This window comes from Moorena bouillonii PNG (assembly GCF_001942495.1).
In the GTDB taxonomy this organism is placed as follows: Bacteria; Cyanobacteriota; Cyanobacteriia; order Cyanobacteriales; family Coleofasciculaceae; genus Moorena; species Moorena bouillonii.
This window is the reverse complement of the sequence record NZ_MKZS01000001.1, coordinates 1,598,058-1,612,451: the sequence shown is the minus strand read 5'-3', so window position 1 is coordinate 1,612,451 and position 14,394 is coordinate 1,598,058. Positions and strand designations below refer to the sequence as shown.

Genomic DNA, 14,394 nt, shown 5'->3' with positions numbered 1-14,394 from the left:
TGATGGGGATAGCCTTTCCGTGACCTTGTAGTACAAATGTACAGGGGAACTTCAGGCTTGAGTAAACTAACACTTAAACGTCGCAACAATCCCAGGTTCTGTGCCGCATATCCTTGACGAATCCGACTAGCATCTTCGCCAAAGGTGACATCAAGCACCCAATGCAGACTGTTCTCAATACTCCAATGGGAGCGAATCACCGAGTTGTGTCGCTGGGCATCGCCTTCCAGGCTGCTAATGTAAAACCGCACTTCAAACCTGGTTTTGTTCCATAACTTCTGGGTACTCTTGACCATGACAACCGTCTCTAAGCCCGCCCATTGACCTTGCCGAGGCAGTGGTGGTAATTGACTCACGGGCACGACCCAAACTTGGCGAGTTTCTATGGGATGATGTCCACTGTCTATGGTTTGATCGTAGCTGTACTCAATCCCCTGCCAGTTGTGGGCTTGTGCTTGCTCGAACCAAGCCTCTACTTGTTGGCTGAGCTGACCCTGGTTGCCTTTGAGTGCCAAGACATAGTCGCCTTCTGCCTGCTTGAAATGCCTACGCTATGGCGATTTGGGTGCCCATGGCATCAAGGGTGACGACCGCCCCCTTGAGGTTCAGCAATTGCAGCAGGAGCGGCACTGCTGTGATTTCATTGGATTTGCTCTCCACTTTTTGCGCTCGCTAAAACCAGCCCATGTTCACTGCTCCAGGCACTCACACTCTGTAACGCCTTCAGTTGACCAGCTCGGTCATAGGAGCCTTTGGTGGTCTTGCCATCGATATGAATCAACTTCAGGGCTAATTTCTCAGTAATACAGCTGACCCAACTCAAGAAACTCGTCTCGAGCTCCTGGGGGTCTAGCAGACCAAACACCCGACCAAAGGTATCGTGTGACGGAATCCCATTGGGCAACTCTAAAAACGTCTCCAGCCACACTTGCGAACGCTTTACCGTAGGTAACGATTGCCACAAACCCATCGGCACCGGAGAGCACCGCCAAAATGGCAATCGTGATCATGGCCACCAAGGAATGTTTCTGGGTTCGCTCCACTCGGGGATCTCGCAAGTGCTGAAAATGCTTCAGAACACTGTTTTTCAAGATTAACGCTTCACGCTCCTGCTGAGCCTTCACAAAGCCTTTTGCCATAATGACTGACTAGAGAATGCAAATCTTGGCAAATCCAACGGTTAACCGCAACATCCGCTCTGGGACAACCTTGAACACTGACTGGCTATCATACCTATACTCCCTGTAGTTTGTCAAGTACGATTTATACCAAATTAGATGCGATTACCCTGCTGCTCATGCAAACCTAATTGTACGCTTGTGCGGTTCCAACCAAACACTCTTTCTGTTTTGCGGGCATTACCCCCAAGATAATCTTCACTCACCAAAGCCATGAAGGCTCGCTTGCGATGACCTGTTAGTTTCGTAGGCTGCATCCAGTATGGTTGATTTTACCTTTTCACTTAATTCCATTTCTCAGAGCATCGTTAATGACTAGAGTTATACATCGCTGAGCACACAACATCTGCTGATGCAATACTGATTCTAGGGGATTTTTTTTTTCCGCGAGTCCCTGGGCGTTTTTCCGACCGTCCGGGTTTAGGAATCCAAACCCGTCTGGTAGGTTTTGCCTTTTTGGAGATTTTGAGTTTGGCTACTAAGGTGAGGCGTTGTCTGTTGGTTAGAGATTTGACCCCATCTATTCCGGCAGTCTTTTTACCTTTGTTCTCCTGGGTGACCCTACGTACCGCTATCATCTTGGCAGTCCAGGACTTCATCAGAGTCTTTTGCAGTTTTATTACCGCACGGATATCACCACGAACAGAGGCTCGAAATATTCGTTTTTGCAACTTAAATAGGGTCTTCTCTAGCTTGCGCCAGTTAACCTTATTCCATTCCACCGTCTGGAAACCCAGCGTTTTAGACATATTAATTGGTACTTGCAACTATTTCATTTCTGTTTGACGTGAGTCCGTCAGTATATCCTAGACATTACTCTAGACATTAACTTCTGACTCAATCTTTCCCCGGTACGACATGCAGCTAATACCGAGTTGCGTTCAAAGATAAAATCTATAAAAGCAACAGTATCGCCTCTGTATAATCCTGATTGAATTTGTTTTCAAGAGGTGGAGCGCTAAAAAATTAAATTATGTTATAGTTTTTTTAAACAACTGACTCAAGGTAGTCGACTCAAGTTAACGATTTCTTAAAGATTGCTTAATATCCCATTACTATGAGTAGACTAAGTATAGCAGCAAGTCACCTAAGTATAGAGGGGGTGAAGCAGAAAATGAAAACTGCCCCTAATTTTTGGCAAAGGCAAAAATGGTTAGTAATTTATAATGCTTTAGTTGACCCCAGACCAGCTGCTGAAATTGCTCAACATGCAGGAGTGTCTGTAGGTACAGTTCACCGAGTTATAAGCAAATATAATCGAAAAGGTGTAGAAGCCAGGGCAAACGCATCTAATCGGCAGAAACTAGCTCTGAAAAGCGTTTGAATGACCCGAAAATTTTAGCTGACCTTAAAATTTGACGGAAATAAAACTGGTATAATATTTGTGTCGCTTATATAAAGGGTGAGTATTGTTTTAAATAATTAATATATATTGCCAGCATAATATCAAGCTAGACCTTTTAGTCTAAACCCATGGTAAATTGCCCAACGCCATTAATTCTACTGATAAAATAAAACTTAAAAACCTAAAACTTTGAGGAGATAATCGTTATCCCATCCGGCTTTTTTTCGTTTAGTTTTAATTCCCGTTTTTTCGGTACTTTCTTGTTTTAATAAATTCAGAGCTATTTGTCTAATAATGGCTAAATTTTCGGGTGCATTATCTTTCCTGATTCGTGAATCATCTTCTAAAAATTGAACATCAAGTACCCAATGCAGTTGATTCTCTATACACCAATGTTGGCGAATAGCTTTTGCTAAAAGTTCAGCATTATTGGGTAGACTACTAGGGCATGTCGTCAGTTAAGCCAGATGACAGAAGCGGCGAGATGAATGGCTCCCAAAAAATTACGAGCAGTTTTATCAAGCGCGAGTTGCTATTGCCCTGTATTGCTTAAGTTTCTGAAAAAAGTTTTCGATCAGATGACGCCACTTATACATGTGCAAGTCATATGTTCAAAGTTGAGTACGATTGACTTTAGGAGGAATGACAGCTTGGCAGTCAGCTTCTTTTAATCGTTTGAGCACCCGCTCTGACGCATCGTAAGCCTTGTCTGCAAGCAGTGCACCAATCTCATGTATACCACCCGCGTAACGCATCAGCTCCCTGCAAATCATGTGCTTGACCGGGGGTCAGATGAAACCCTGTGGGATTACCAGCGTGCATCACAGGTGGCATGAATTTTGGTAGATAAACCACCCTTACTGCGTCCAATTGCTTGTGTTAATGGTTTATCGTCTGGTGTTTTTTTTTGCACCAGCACCCTCGTTGATGAGCGCGTACAATTGTGTTCGTCGAGCGCAGCGTACTCGTTGTCTGCATCTAATGAGAGTGTCTTGAATACACGTTCTATCACACCACTTTCAGACCCTAGGCTATGACGCTTGTGCACAGACCGAAAATCGCCAAACCTCTCCGGCAAATCACGCCACGGAATACCTGCACGGTATCGGTACAGTACGGCTTCAACAAATAGGCGGTTATCTTTGGCATTTCCACCAACAAGCGCCCTTCTGGCCAGGTAGCATATCCTTAATTCGCTCCCACTGATCCAAGACGCAAGGCATACCGACGCATTACTTCCTCCTTAGTTGAGTTTTCCTGACTCCCCTCAGTTCTATAGCTGCACTGACTGGTTGTCAATTCTCTAACTGACGACATGCCCTAATATAATATCTTCGTTCAAAACTTGTTTTTCCATCTTTTTCTTTTCGCCAATAATTTACCCAACCTATTGAGTTGAGTTTTTCCCATTCCCCGTTTGGATCAATTGCTTCTTTAACATTACTAAGCATTTGGTAATATCTGTGTTCTTCACGATTATGTCCAGTTTCTGACTGCAAATACTGACTGATCGTGATGTTTTTTAATCTAGATTTAGGTAATGTATTGACGATTTTTTCGACTCGTTCATAAAGATAAGCTTGATTCTTTTTTAAGGTAATTAAATAGTCGGCCTCTTTGGCTACAATTTGCTTGACAATTTCTTTTTGACAGCCCATAGCATCAATAGTTATGATGCAACCCGATAGTTCTAAAACTTTTATAAGTTTGGGAATAGCTGTTATTTCCTTGGATTTTTCATCTACTTTTACTTGCCCTAAAACCAGGCGATTCGCTGTTGCCCATGCACTAACCATATGAATAGCTGCTTTGTCAGAACTTTTGTCATAGGAATGACGTAAAGTTTTCCCGTCAATCGCTACTATTTCTCCAAAAGTGACCTGACTAATTGATTGAACCCACTTCAAAAAACACTGCTGTAATTGTTCGGTTTCAAGTTTCGCAAAAACTCTGGCAATTGTGTCGTGAGATGGAATTCCATTAGGTAATTCTAAAAACTTTTTTAACCATTTATATTTGGTTTTACCGTAGAGTTCTATGTCAACCCAGGTGTCGGCACCACTAATCACCGCACAGATAGTAATTGTAATAATATCAATTAATTTATGTAGTTTGCTTCGGTCAACTCTGGGATCTTTTAAATCACTAAAATGCTCATAAATCGTAGTTTTTGGTCTGAGTTTCATTGCTGAGTATTTCTAAAAATTATGCTTTGATTTTCCTTCATAAAGACCTAATTTAAATCTTAATTTTAGGGTCTAAATCTTAACTAGTATTAAGGAAATTGAATTATTGTAAATAATAAGCTCGTTACCATTCTAGGCCACGGGGAATGCCAATAGAGCAGATCTGCATATAAAGAGTGATTTGTCAAAAAAATTTAGATGCGTTTGCCCTGGTGTAGAAGCTATTGAAACACAAGGAAAAGGGGGTAGACGTAACTGTTATCTGACTTGGTCAGAAGAGAAAGACTTTTTGGCAACTTTTTTTAAAAAAGCAGCTAAAGGCCAAATCCCGACAGTAAAAGAAATTAAATTAGCTTTTGAAAAACAAGTGGGTCAGCCAGTAAATAAAACTACAATATATCGTCTTTTGGATAGACACCAATGGCGAAAAGTAGTTCCTAGACCTTCACACCCAAAAGCTAAACAGTCGGAACAGTCAGCTTTTAAAAAAACTTTGAAAAAGAAGTTAAACAACTCGTAAAAACTAGAAAATCTGACGATAAAAGACCAGTTATAATGATGGCCACCGATGAAGGCAGATTTGGTCGCATAGGAGTTGTGCGAGGTTGCTGGTGTCCACCAGGAATAAGGCCAGTGGTCTGTAAACAACAGGTAAGACAATATATCTATGCTTATGCTGCTGTTGCACCGGCTTTGGGCAAAATGACATCTCTGATTTTACCTTATGCTAACACAAAAATGAGGAATTTATTTCTCAAACAAGTCTCAGAAGATTTTGGGGAATATTTGATCATGCATGCAAATGGATAAAGCCGGTTGGCATAGATCAAAAAGTTTGGAGATACCGGAAAATATTCGGATTATATTTCAGCCAGCCTATAGTCCGGAGTTAATGCCTGTTGAGCATCTTTGGGAACATATTAGAGAAAACTATTTTTATAACAAAATATTAACATCATAGGAGCAAGTAATGGACACAGTAAGTCATGGCTTAGTAGAGCTTGGCTCTTCTGAAGAACTCTTGCGTTCAATGACATATTTTCCTCATTTGAGAATTAGCTCTTTGAACGCAACTTAGTATAACTACCTACTCAGAATATTCGACCTTTCTGAGAGTACATATCGGGGTTACTTCGTTCCTGATAACCATTCTGTGAACTTTTAGGGTGGTACTATTCACCAGGAATAATTTCGGGAAATCATTATGAAGAGTCAGAACCTCATAATCCATATTCCTTTGACTGTTTGTCTGTAGCGTAATCAACCCATTTCGCTACACGATGATAATGATGATTCAAACGTACCTTTCTCTCGTACCCATGAGTTCTATGCCTGTTACTAACTTCCCCTGGATTGGTTCCGCTTCACTGTTCGACCCTTGCATCAATCCGTAAGTTCGTTACTCCTTATGAATCAGGGTAAGGCTGTCACTCGGATTTCACGAGGGTCAGAAATTACCGAAAGAATAGTGCAGCCTTTATGGTCAGCAGGTTAGGCATCATAGGAGTAAGGTTTTGTACTAAGGCTGCACTATTCTAAGGTTTTGTCTCCGGGGTGGATTTTCACCACCATGGTTACCAAGTTGTCTAGGTTCAGTAATTTGTCCTAGCGGTTAATCCCCCAAAACCCTTACGGGGCAAGGTTTATAACCAACGAATCGCACCTGAGTGGTCATCTCGGGATGCTTTCTCATTCTAGTGCTCCAATAGATTAGGTTTCCATCATAGGGACTTCTGGTATCTTTGATTTGGGTGCGGCTCTTTTCAAAGTACGGTAGACTAGATAAGAGTAAAACTGACAAGTTAGTCAGAGTAATAGTTTGAGTCAATACCCCCAGGTGGGTGACCAGCTGAAAAAGTCAGCAGTAGTTCAGGAAAAGTTCGGACCTATGCAAGCATCGTACTCAAATGAAGACATGTTTTTCTCACAAGCGCGAGAGCTATTTGAAGAAATAGTGGACTGGCTGGGTTCAGATAGTGTTTGCGGTTTACAACATGGGGAAGCGCGAGAGTAAACTGCTTGAAAACGGATACGAACTATTAAGACGACTGCTGCAAGGTTACTTCGACAGACGAAGTAATGACGAGATCGAAGGAGAATGCGTGAGGTTTCGACGAAGCCAAGAGAACCCATAAGAAGAGATTTACAAGGAAGCTGACAACAATATTTGGCACGATCATCGCCAATCGAATCGGTTACGGTGGAAGAAAGATAACTTCCCGTGGGCCCACTGGATGCCGAGTTAAACCTACCAGTAGAAAAATACTCCCACGGACTGAGGCAGCGAGTGGCCGTCGAAGTAGCTCGTTCAGGGTTTGGGGAAACAGTCGTGCGTCATACAGAAAACAACAGCCGCAAAAGTTGGTAAGCGACAAGTTGAACAATTGGCTTATAAAAGTGCTTGTGACTTTGATGAATTCTATGCTCATCAACAAGCACAATCGGTTGAATTGAAGGAGACGGGGGAAATAGTAGTTATTAGTGTGGATGGCAAGGGTGTTGTCATGGGTACAGAAGACTTACGTGCTCCCACCCAAAAAAGAGCGCTGGCAAAGAGCAACAAGTTAAATAAACGATTAACTAAGGGGGAAAAACGCAATTGCGACGCGAATGGCAACAGTGGCTTCAGTTTATACCATCAAGCCTTTTGTTCGTACACCTCAACAAATTGTCAGCACAGAAGAAGAACACAAAAAAATCAAAGGACCCAGACCAATCGGTAAGCGTGTTTGGGCAAGTTTAGTTAAACAACCATCACTTGTTATCAAAGAAGCTTTTGACGAGGCATTACACCGCGACCCCAATCAACACAAGCGTTTTTGCGCTCTGGTCGATGGTAACAAGACACAATTATCGCGCTTTGAAAAAATTTGCTCGCGAACACCATCTCAAGTTAACGATTGTCCTGGATATTATTCATGTGATTGAGTATCTGTGGAAGGCTGCATTTGCCTTTTATTCGGACACTAGTCAACAAGCCGAAGTTTGGGTTAGTAAACGTTTACTGCTGATCCTTGAAGGTAAATCGAGTACAGTTGCTGCGGGTATGCGTGGTAGCGCTACAAAGCGCCAACTAACTCCTACACAACGTCAGCCAGTGGATAAGTGTGCCAGATATTTACTCAACAACGCTGCTTACCTCAAATACCACGATTACTTGAAAGCTGGTCTTCCCATTGCCACTGGGGTTATTGAGGGCGCTTGTCGTCACTTAATCAAAGACAGGATGGACATTACCGGGGCTAGATGGAGTCTCAAAGGTGCTGAGGCGGTTTTACGTCTGCGCTCGCTTTATCAAGCGCGGTGTAGGCCTCGAGTATTGGCCCTTTCACTTAAAGCTTGAGCATAAACGTAATCACTTGTCTTTGTACAAAGATGGCCTTCCTTTGATGAAACGACTAATTCAAGCTCGCTGCTCTACTACTGCTCCTCCTACTCTTGCGATACCTCTCTAAACCTGACCAAACGTCTTTCCAAAAGAGCCACACCCCTTTGATTTTTGTATGCCTCACGATTTTCGTTTTGGCATGTTTGGGAAGATAATTTCCCTCTTTTGTTTTGAACATCCAGTTGTTTTTTCCGATGGTTCCCCAATATTTATTGTTTACCCAGGTTTTTGATTTATTTGGATGTCTCCTGTATCCCCATCTTTGGAGTTTGTTCCAGAGCATGTACCCTAAATCGTTGAAGGTTTCTTTGCTGCTGACTCCTCTGTAGCTGATTGACTGACAAAAGTTGGGTTGAAAATGGCTCAAATGCTTACCAGACTAGTAAGAGCAAGACTTGACTTTAGGGAGTGTTTCCCCGCATCCTCAGGACAGATACCACTCAAATCCTAGGAATGCGATCAAAAAAAACTCCCGACTCTACAATGCCCTGAAGACATGGATAAGTCAACCCTGTGAGTGGGCACACCTGAGCCACCATTTCCACCTGTTTATGGATGGTGGCAGCCCTGATTCAGACAGGGGAAGTGAAGCAAGCCCCGATGGATTCCCGTTCGTCCCGTGTCGTGGCCAATATGCTCAAAGCAAACAACGCCGAATGCACCGTTGGCTGCCATTTTGCCCGAATCAATGTCCATGGCCAATAGGCCACGCTACGCGAACGATGGTACAAACCTTTGATTAAAGCAGCCTTGGCGGTAGGACAAGATGGGTGTATTTACAAGAGTTTAGACACCTCGATGTTTTGGGATGAGTACTGTCTGGTTCGATTGGTAGTGGTGCATCTCCGACGAGCCAAAAAGCGTGAGCTGGCGAGTGATGAAGCATCCATCGTGCAACGGTAGCATTCAAAGATTATCGGGAGATGCTCCAACAATCGATACACCTTTTACCCAAAGAGGTAATCGGTCATCCTACTGGCAGATCGATGTTATACACACCGATTTAATGAAAGCTTTGACCAATAAATGGGGAAGGCAAATCCGGAAAAGTCTGAAAAAGGACACGCTTGATTTGGCGAGCAGGTAAAAGTTGGCATCAGCTCAAAGATTTCCATGTTCTACGGGGTTCGGTCTTGTGCTTTCACAATGTCAGAGTGCATAAGGAATATTGGTTGGGTCCAGTTGATCGGATTTTTGGTTGCAACAATGTAAATGGTGATAATGGGCCATTGTTAGTGATGAAAATACCCTGGTTGACTGACAAAACTATTCAACAGCATATTGGTACGTTTGTTTCTTTTACTCTAGTTGATAGTGCCGTTGCTGATGTTGTTTGCGCGAAGCCATCGCTGGATTTGGGTCATGATTGCTGGAAAAACAAACCCGATGAATTAATTTCCAGCCATTCTCGCTCATATGATTTGACCCACTCCAAACCCTACCGAAAATAGCTGTTTCCTCGTGCGCCAGTGAGTGTCAACCCATCGACGTTTACCAGACTCTACCACCTCAACCCCTTGAGCCGTGACGTACAACGTAGCCACAGCTAGAATGAACCACAACCGAGATCAGGCGCTTTACTGAGCGAATTTGAGACTTCTGCACATTCCATCCATTGGACTGGTCATCTAAAAAGTTTTCCTCAATATCTTAGCGTTACCCATATTCGGGCTTTGGTTTGAAGGGTGGTATTTTCACTGGTTGACTGACTTTAGTTGAGCGCGATTTCACGAACCCCTTACCAGGCAGGGGCCAATGGGCATTGACATCTGGTTAGGGTCGCGGTGCATTCTCAGGAGAGAAACCACTCACATCCCAAAAATGCTGTGAAAATAAACTCCCGCCTCTACAATGCCTTGAAGACCTCGATTGGTCAACCCTCTGACTGGGCGCATCTGAGTCATCTGACCACCTGTTTATGGATGGTGGTTGGTCTACTCCAGATAGGAGACGCGCGCCTTAGAATAGTGGAGCCTTTATAGGGGACTGGCTATGAGAAAAAGGGTTAAAACTTATTAAATAAGGCTCCACTATTCTTACGGTAACTTTCTGGGGAAGTTAATTTGACCCGTTGGATTCCCCACATACCCTGTCTTTGAAGTTACCGTAAGATAGTTGAGCCTTTATAGTTAGTAGGTTATGCGTAAAAGGTTCAAGTCTTTTGTAATAAGGCTCAACTATCTAAGGTTTCGTCCCAGTGGTCACTATGCTCAAAGCAAACAACGTCGGATGCAACGGTGGCTGTACAATGCCCGCAAAGCACGTTCATCGCTTGTATAAACCCCATTACCAGTCAGCCAATGCGGATTGGAAACAAGAGTTTCTATATCTAAGCTTAGATACATCGTTGTTAAGCGGATGAGTATTGCTTGGTGCGCTTGGCGGTGGTACACCGGGGACGAGCGTGAAGCGTGGTCTGGCGGGTGATGGAACATGGGTTCCGCCTCTGTCGCCTTCAAAGACTATCGGGAAATGTTGGAACTTCGCAGAGGGCTATGCGGTGAAGGGGTAATCGGTGATCTTGCTAGCAGACCGAGGCTTTGTCCACACCGAGAAGATGGGTAGGTTAACGAATCAATGGGGCTGGCATTATCGGAAAAGTGTGAAAAAGGATACTTGGAGAGGCGCGGAAGGGCATTGGCTGGTGCCAGCTTCAAGACTTTCATTTCAAACATGGAGCTGCCTTGTGCGCTGTCACTATGTCAGGTTGCATAAAGAACTTTGGTACGGTTGGGTCCATCTCACCAATGGCGCGCAACAATTTCAATGGTGAGTTTTGGGCGATGAAGCGCGATGAAAAGACGACCCTCCAAACATGCGCAGGAATATGGAATGCGATTTGATATTGAAGAAAACTTCAAGGATGATCAGTCCAATGGCACCGAATGTGCAAAAGTCGAAAATTCGTTCTGTGTCTGCCCTATCAAGGGTTTAGGTTTATCTTAGGGACTCGCGGAAAAAAAAAATCCCCTAGAATCAGTATTGCATCAGCAGATGTTGTGTGCTCAGCGATGTATAACTCTAGTCATTAACGATGCTCTGAGAAATGGAATTAAGTGAAAAGGTAAAATCAACCATACTGGATGCAGCCTACGAAACTAACAGGTCATCGCAAGCGAGCCTTCATGGCTTTGGTGAGTGAAGATTATCTTGGGGGTAATGCCCGCAAAACAGAAAGAGTGTTTGGTTGGAACCGCACAAGCGTACAATTAGGTTTGCATGAGCAGCGAAGTGGATTGATATGTGTGGATAATCATCGAGCCTTAGGTAGAAAGAAAAGCGAGAAAAACCTGCCTAACCTAAAAGCAGATATTCGTGCTTTAGTAGATGCTCAAGCGCAAGCAGACCCCAAATTGAAATCGACATTTTGCGTTTGCACAATCAGTGCAAGGGCAGTCAGGGAAGCGCTCATGAGTGAAAAGGGATATACCTCAGAAGAGTTACCAACTCGTCAAACAATGGGAGAAATTCTGAATCGACTGGGGTATCGCTTAAAAAAACCCAAAAGACAAAACCTGTGAAAAAGATTGCTCAGACCGATGCCATCAAAGAGAACGTATTCCGCGAAAATCAACGTGATTACCACAATCCCAAGTCATTGCGTATCTCAATCGTAAGCATTGCCAAAGTCAAAGTGGGGAATTTATCACGAGGTGGCAAAGCCAGAACATTAGAAGCTAAACAAGCAGACGACCATGATACTGAGTGGACATCTGTGATGACTCCATTTGGTATTCTCATAACCCTTACTGACCAGCTCTCGATTTACATGGGGCAATCGGCATTAACCAGCGACTTATAGTTAATTCTCATGGCTAGGTTGAATGACAATCAATTCCAACCGACTCAATTCGACGAATTAGTGATTAATCTAGATGGAGGCAGTGCCACCCTCCGCAACCGCACCCAATTTATCAAGCGCATGGTTGAATGGTCTCGGGCAATTGCAACCCGCATCCGCGTAAAGTACTACCCTCCCTATCACAGCAAGTACAATCCGATTGAGCGGTGTTGGGCTGCGTTGGAGAACTATTGGAATGGCGCAATTTATGACTCGGTTGAAGCTGTTGTCCAATGGGCTACAAACATGAGTTGTAACGGCTGCACACCAACAGTACATATATTGGACACCATCTATGAAAAAGGGTTGAGACCTAAACCCCAAGGAATTGGAATCCTATCAACTTTCAAGGTGTCGTTCTGACACATTACCCAAATGGGATATTACAATTGTCCCGACGAATATGGGTATCTTATTTTATTGCAAGTCCCTTAGCTGTAGCCACACTGTATGTCACGGCAGTTGGAGTTGAGTTTGAAGTTACCGTAAGATAGTGGAGCCTTATTAAAAAAGATTTAACCCTTTTCTGCATAGCCTGCTAACTATAAAGGCTCCACTATCTAAGGTTTCGTCTCCGTCGTTAAGACTGGCAAACGTCGGTGGGTCGATACCCATTGGCGCACGAGGCAACAGCTACTTTACGGGTTGGGAATGGGTCAAATCTGCCAAAGCCTTTGGCTGGAAACTTATTCATCGGGTACGTTTCACCTCTAATTACGACCCTGACCCAGCCATGGCCTCCCGCAAACAACATCAGAAAAGGTACTATCGACTGGAATTTAAGGTAAAAACCTACGAGTATGCTTTCCAATAAGTTTTGTCAGTCAACCAGAACTCCACCTTGAGGAGTACCTTCTTCCGTAGGTGAGAATGTTCCATTATCCATCACTCCAGCTTTAAGCCAGGACTTTATTAATCTTCTTAAGGATGGATAAGTATTTAGTTTTGTTAGAAGAGCATCATGATTGATTTTATCGAAGCATTTAGCAATATCGGCATCAAGCACCCATTTAGGTTTTTGATTTATGCTTGTGTATATTGCTTCAATGGCATCATGACATGAGCGTCCTGGTCTGAACCCGTAAGAGTTAGGTTCAAATTTTGCTTCCCATTCGGGTTCTAGTGCCTGTTTGGCAAGTGCCTGTAGAGCACGGTCGTACATGGTTGGGATACCCAAAGGACGTTTTTCCGTTCGTCCGGGTTTGGGAATCCAGACCCTTCTGGTAGGTTGCGCCTTTTTTGAGACTTTTAGGTTGGCTACTAAGGCGAGGCGTTGCTTATTGGTTAAAGTTTTAACCCCGTCTATTCCGGCAGTCTTTTTACCTTTGTTCTCTTGGGTTATCCGTCTGACCGCAATCATTTTGGCAGACCAGGACTTCATCAGAGTCTTTTGCAGCTTTCTTACCACACGGATGTTACCACGTTTAGAGGCTTGATATATTCGTTGTCTTGATGCAGTCGCTCATGGGGGAAACCCCCAAGACCGCGCTGCATCGCTTTTGTAACTTAAAGACTGTCATTTCTAGCTTTCGCCAGTTGACCTTCTTCCATTCCGACTGTGGGGCAAACCCCCGAGTTTTAGACATTTTTATTACTACTCACAACTAGATCTATTCCTGTAACGTGAGTCCGTCAGCATATCCTAGACATTACTCTAGGCATTAGCTTCTGACTCTATCTCACTCTCATATGACATACGGCTAACTACCTACTCAGTAATCGACCTTACTGAGAGTACATATGAGGTTACTCCGTTCCTGATAACCATTTTCTAGACTTTTAGGGTGGTATTGTTCACCGGGAATAAATATGGGAAATCATTATGAAACGAACTAATTTCATAATCCTTATTCCTTTGTCTATTTGTCTGTAGCGTGTCAAACCTTATTTCGCTACACTTGCCTTACGATGATTCAAACATACCTTCCTTTCGTACCCATGAGTCTTTTGCCTGTTACTAACACCGGTCAGGTTAAGGGTGCTTCACTGTTCGACCCTTGCATTAATTCATAGATTTGTTAGTTCTATGAATCAGGGTAGGGCTGTCACTCGGATTTCGCGAGGGTCAGAAATTACCGAAAGAATAGTGCAGCCTTTATGGTCAGCAGGTTAGGCATCATAGGAGTAAGGTTTTGTACTAAGGCTGCACTATTCTAAGGTTTTGTCTCCGGGATGGATTTTCACCATCATGGTTATCAAGTTGTCAAGGTTCATTACCTTGCGACTAATCCCCCACATCCTTTCAAATGTGGTTTCTAGTCAACGGGTCGCACAACTCATTAGCAAACGGAAACTCTTTAGCTATAATTTTGCTGTATTTACTCAGGTCGTACTTGTTTACCCCTTTGTTGTCCATCCAATAACGGATGCAGCTATTACGGATAAACTTTACTGTTCTGATGTAAGGATTCAGGTCACAGGGATCGCTGCAAGGCCAAAGAAGGGAGCTTCTTTAA

13 protein-coding genes and 9 pseudogenes are annotated in these 14,394 nt (G+C 43.5%); 10 read left to right on the top strand and 12 right to left on the bottom strand.

Annotation, left to right across the window (positions count from 1 at the left end; all coding sequences use genetic code 11):
- From BJP37_RS43345 to BJP37_RS06630, 5 genes and pseudogenes are all read right to left on the bottom strand, one after another.
- Window positions 1-515 (bottom strand): ISAs1 family transposase (locus tag BJP37_RS43345; RefSeq protein WP_075897446.1); only part of this gene is annotated, 515 nt, incomplete at its 3' end.
- Window positions 516-640: 125 nt separating this feature from the next.
- Complete coding sequence (locus BJP37_RS43340) at window positions 641-1,000, bottom strand: ISAs1 family transposase (protein ID WP_269086961.1); 360 nt, start codon at window positions 998-1,000, stop codon at window positions 641-643.
- Between the two features lies 1 nt (window position 1,001).
- Window positions 1,002-1,139, bottom strand: a pseudogene (locus tag BJP37_RS44515) (ISAs1 family transposase); the annotation flags it as partial.
- A 134-nt stretch (window positions 1,140-1,273) separates the two neighbouring features.
- Entirely contained in the window at window positions 1,274-1,435 is a 162-nt protein-coding gene (locus tag BJP37_RS38680; RefSeq protein ID WP_158069463.1) for a hypothetical protein, read from the bottom strand.
- Window positions 1,436-1,573: 138 nt separating this feature from the next.
- A pseudogene (locus BJP37_RS06630) lies at window positions 1,574-1,927 on the bottom strand (reverse transcriptase N-terminal domain-containing protein); the annotation flags it as partial.
- A 365-nt stretch (window positions 1,928-2,292) separates the two neighbouring features.
- Between BJP37_RS06630 and BJP37_RS06625 the strand changes: the two are divergent.
- Window positions 2,293-2,502, top strand: coding sequence for a helix-turn-helix domain-containing protein (locus tag BJP37_RS06625; RefSeq protein WP_075897440.1), 210 nt, complete (start codon window positions 2,293-2,295; stop codon window positions 2,500-2,502).
- A 194-nt stretch (window positions 2,503-2,696) separates the two neighbouring features.
- Here the strand turns inward: BJP37_RS06625 and BJP37_RS06620 are convergent.
- The 3 pseudogenes from BJP37_RS06620 to BJP37_RS06610 all read right to left on the bottom strand — a co-directional run.
- Window positions 2,697-2,966: pseudogene (locus tag BJP37_RS06620) on the bottom strand (ISAs1 family transposase); the annotation flags it as partial.
- A gap of 11 nt (window positions 2,967-2,977) precedes the next feature.
- Window positions 2,978-3,756: pseudogene (locus BJP37_RS06615) on the bottom strand (IS5 family transposase).
- 89 nt (window positions 3,757-3,845) lie between these two features.
- A pseudogene (locus tag BJP37_RS06610) lies at window positions 3,846-4,709 on the bottom strand (ISAs1 family transposase); the annotation flags it as partial.
- A gap of 181 nt (window positions 4,710-4,890) precedes the next feature.
- Here BJP37_RS06610 and BJP37_RS06605 point away from each other — a divergent pair.
- The 4 genes and pseudogenes from BJP37_RS06605 to BJP37_RS34265 all read left to right on the top strand — a co-directional run bounded on the left by BJP37_RS06605 (window position 4,891) and on the right by BJP37_RS34265 (window position 8,164).
- Entirely contained in the window at window positions 4,891-5,229 is a 339-nt protein-coding gene (locus tag BJP37_RS06605) for a winged helix-turn-helix domain-containing protein (protein ID WP_075897438.1), read from the top strand.
- A 35-nt stretch (window positions 5,230-5,264) separates the two neighbouring features.
- Window positions 5,265-5,519, top strand: a complete 255-nt coding sequence (locus BJP37_RS35810; RefSeq protein ID WP_143727496.1) for a transposase — start codon at window positions 5,265-5,267, stop codon at window positions 5,517-5,519.
- Complete coding sequence (locus BJP37_RS44510) at window positions 5,506-5,670, top strand: transposase (protein ID WP_143727495.1); 165 nt, start codon at window positions 5,506-5,508, stop codon at window positions 5,668-5,670. Before BJP37_RS35810 ends, BJP37_RS44510 begins: the two co-directional genes overlap by 14 nt.
- 858 nt (window positions 5,671-6,528) lie before the next feature.
- Window positions 6,529-8,164, top strand: a pseudogene (locus BJP37_RS34265) (ISKra4 family transposase).
- Here the strand turns inward: BJP37_RS34265 and BJP37_RS06585 are convergent.
- Window positions 8,108-8,464, bottom strand: coding sequence for a group II intron maturase-specific domain-containing protein (locus BJP37_RS06585; protein ID WP_075897434.1), 357 nt, complete (start codon window positions 8,462-8,464; stop codon window positions 8,108-8,110). The pseudogene BJP37_RS34265 and the gene BJP37_RS06585 sit on opposite strands and share 57 nt — an antisense overlap.
- Window positions 8,465-8,492: 28 nt before the next feature.
- Here BJP37_RS06585 and BJP37_RS35790 point away from each other — a divergent pair, with 28 nt between their 5' ends.
- Window positions 8,493-8,840 (top strand): hypothetical protein, encoded by a 348-nt coding sequence (locus tag BJP37_RS35790; RefSeq protein ID WP_143727494.1) that lies wholly within the window; start codon window positions 8,493-8,495, stop codon window positions 8,838-8,840.
- Window positions 8,833-9,000, top strand: a complete 168-nt coding sequence (locus tag BJP37_RS38675) for a hypothetical protein (RefSeq protein WP_158069461.1) — start codon at window positions 8,833-8,835, stop codon at window positions 8,998-9,000. Before BJP37_RS35790 ends, BJP37_RS38675 begins: the two co-directional genes overlap by 8 nt.
- A 509-nt stretch (window positions 9,001-9,509) precedes the next feature.
- Here BJP37_RS38675 and BJP37_RS43335 read toward each other — a convergent pair.
- The gene (locus tag BJP37_RS43335) at window positions 9,510-9,641 is read right to left on the bottom strand and encodes a hypothetical protein (protein WP_269086960.1); all 132 of its coding nucleotides are present in this window, start codon (window positions 9,639-9,641) and stop codon (window positions 9,510-9,512) included.
- 889 nt (window positions 9,642-10,530) lie between these two features.
- Between BJP37_RS43335 and BJP37_RS43330 the strand changes: the two genes are divergently transcribed.
- From BJP37_RS43330 to BJP37_RS42210, 3 genes and pseudogenes are all read left to right on the top strand, one after another.
- On the top strand, window positions 10,531-10,662 hold the full coding sequence (locus BJP37_RS43330) for a hypothetical protein (protein WP_269086959.1): 132 nt from the start codon (window positions 10,531-10,533) through the stop codon (window positions 10,660-10,662).
- Window positions 10,663-11,180: 518 nt separating this feature from the next.
- Window positions 11,181-11,618, top strand: coding sequence for a hypothetical protein (locus tag BJP37_RS06570; protein WP_143727493.1), 438 nt, complete (start codon window positions 11,181-11,183; stop codon window positions 11,616-11,618).
- Window positions 11,615-12,301, top strand: a pseudogene (locus tag BJP37_RS42210) (ISAzo13-like element transposase-related protein). Before BJP37_RS06570 ends, BJP37_RS42210 begins: the two are co-directional and overlap by 4 nt.
- A 466-nt stretch (window positions 12,302-12,767) precedes the next feature.
- Here the strand turns inward: BJP37_RS42210 and BJP37_RS06555 are convergent.
- Window positions 12,768-13,524: pseudogene (locus BJP37_RS06555) on the bottom strand (reverse transcriptase N-terminal domain-containing protein); the annotation flags it as partial.
- Window positions 13,525-14,210: 686 nt separating this feature from the next.
- Window positions 14,211-14,339, bottom strand: a pseudogene (locus BJP37_RS44225) (RNA-guided endonuclease TnpB family protein); the annotation flags it as partial.
- Between the last annotated feature and the right edge of the window lie 55 nt (window positions 14,340-14,394).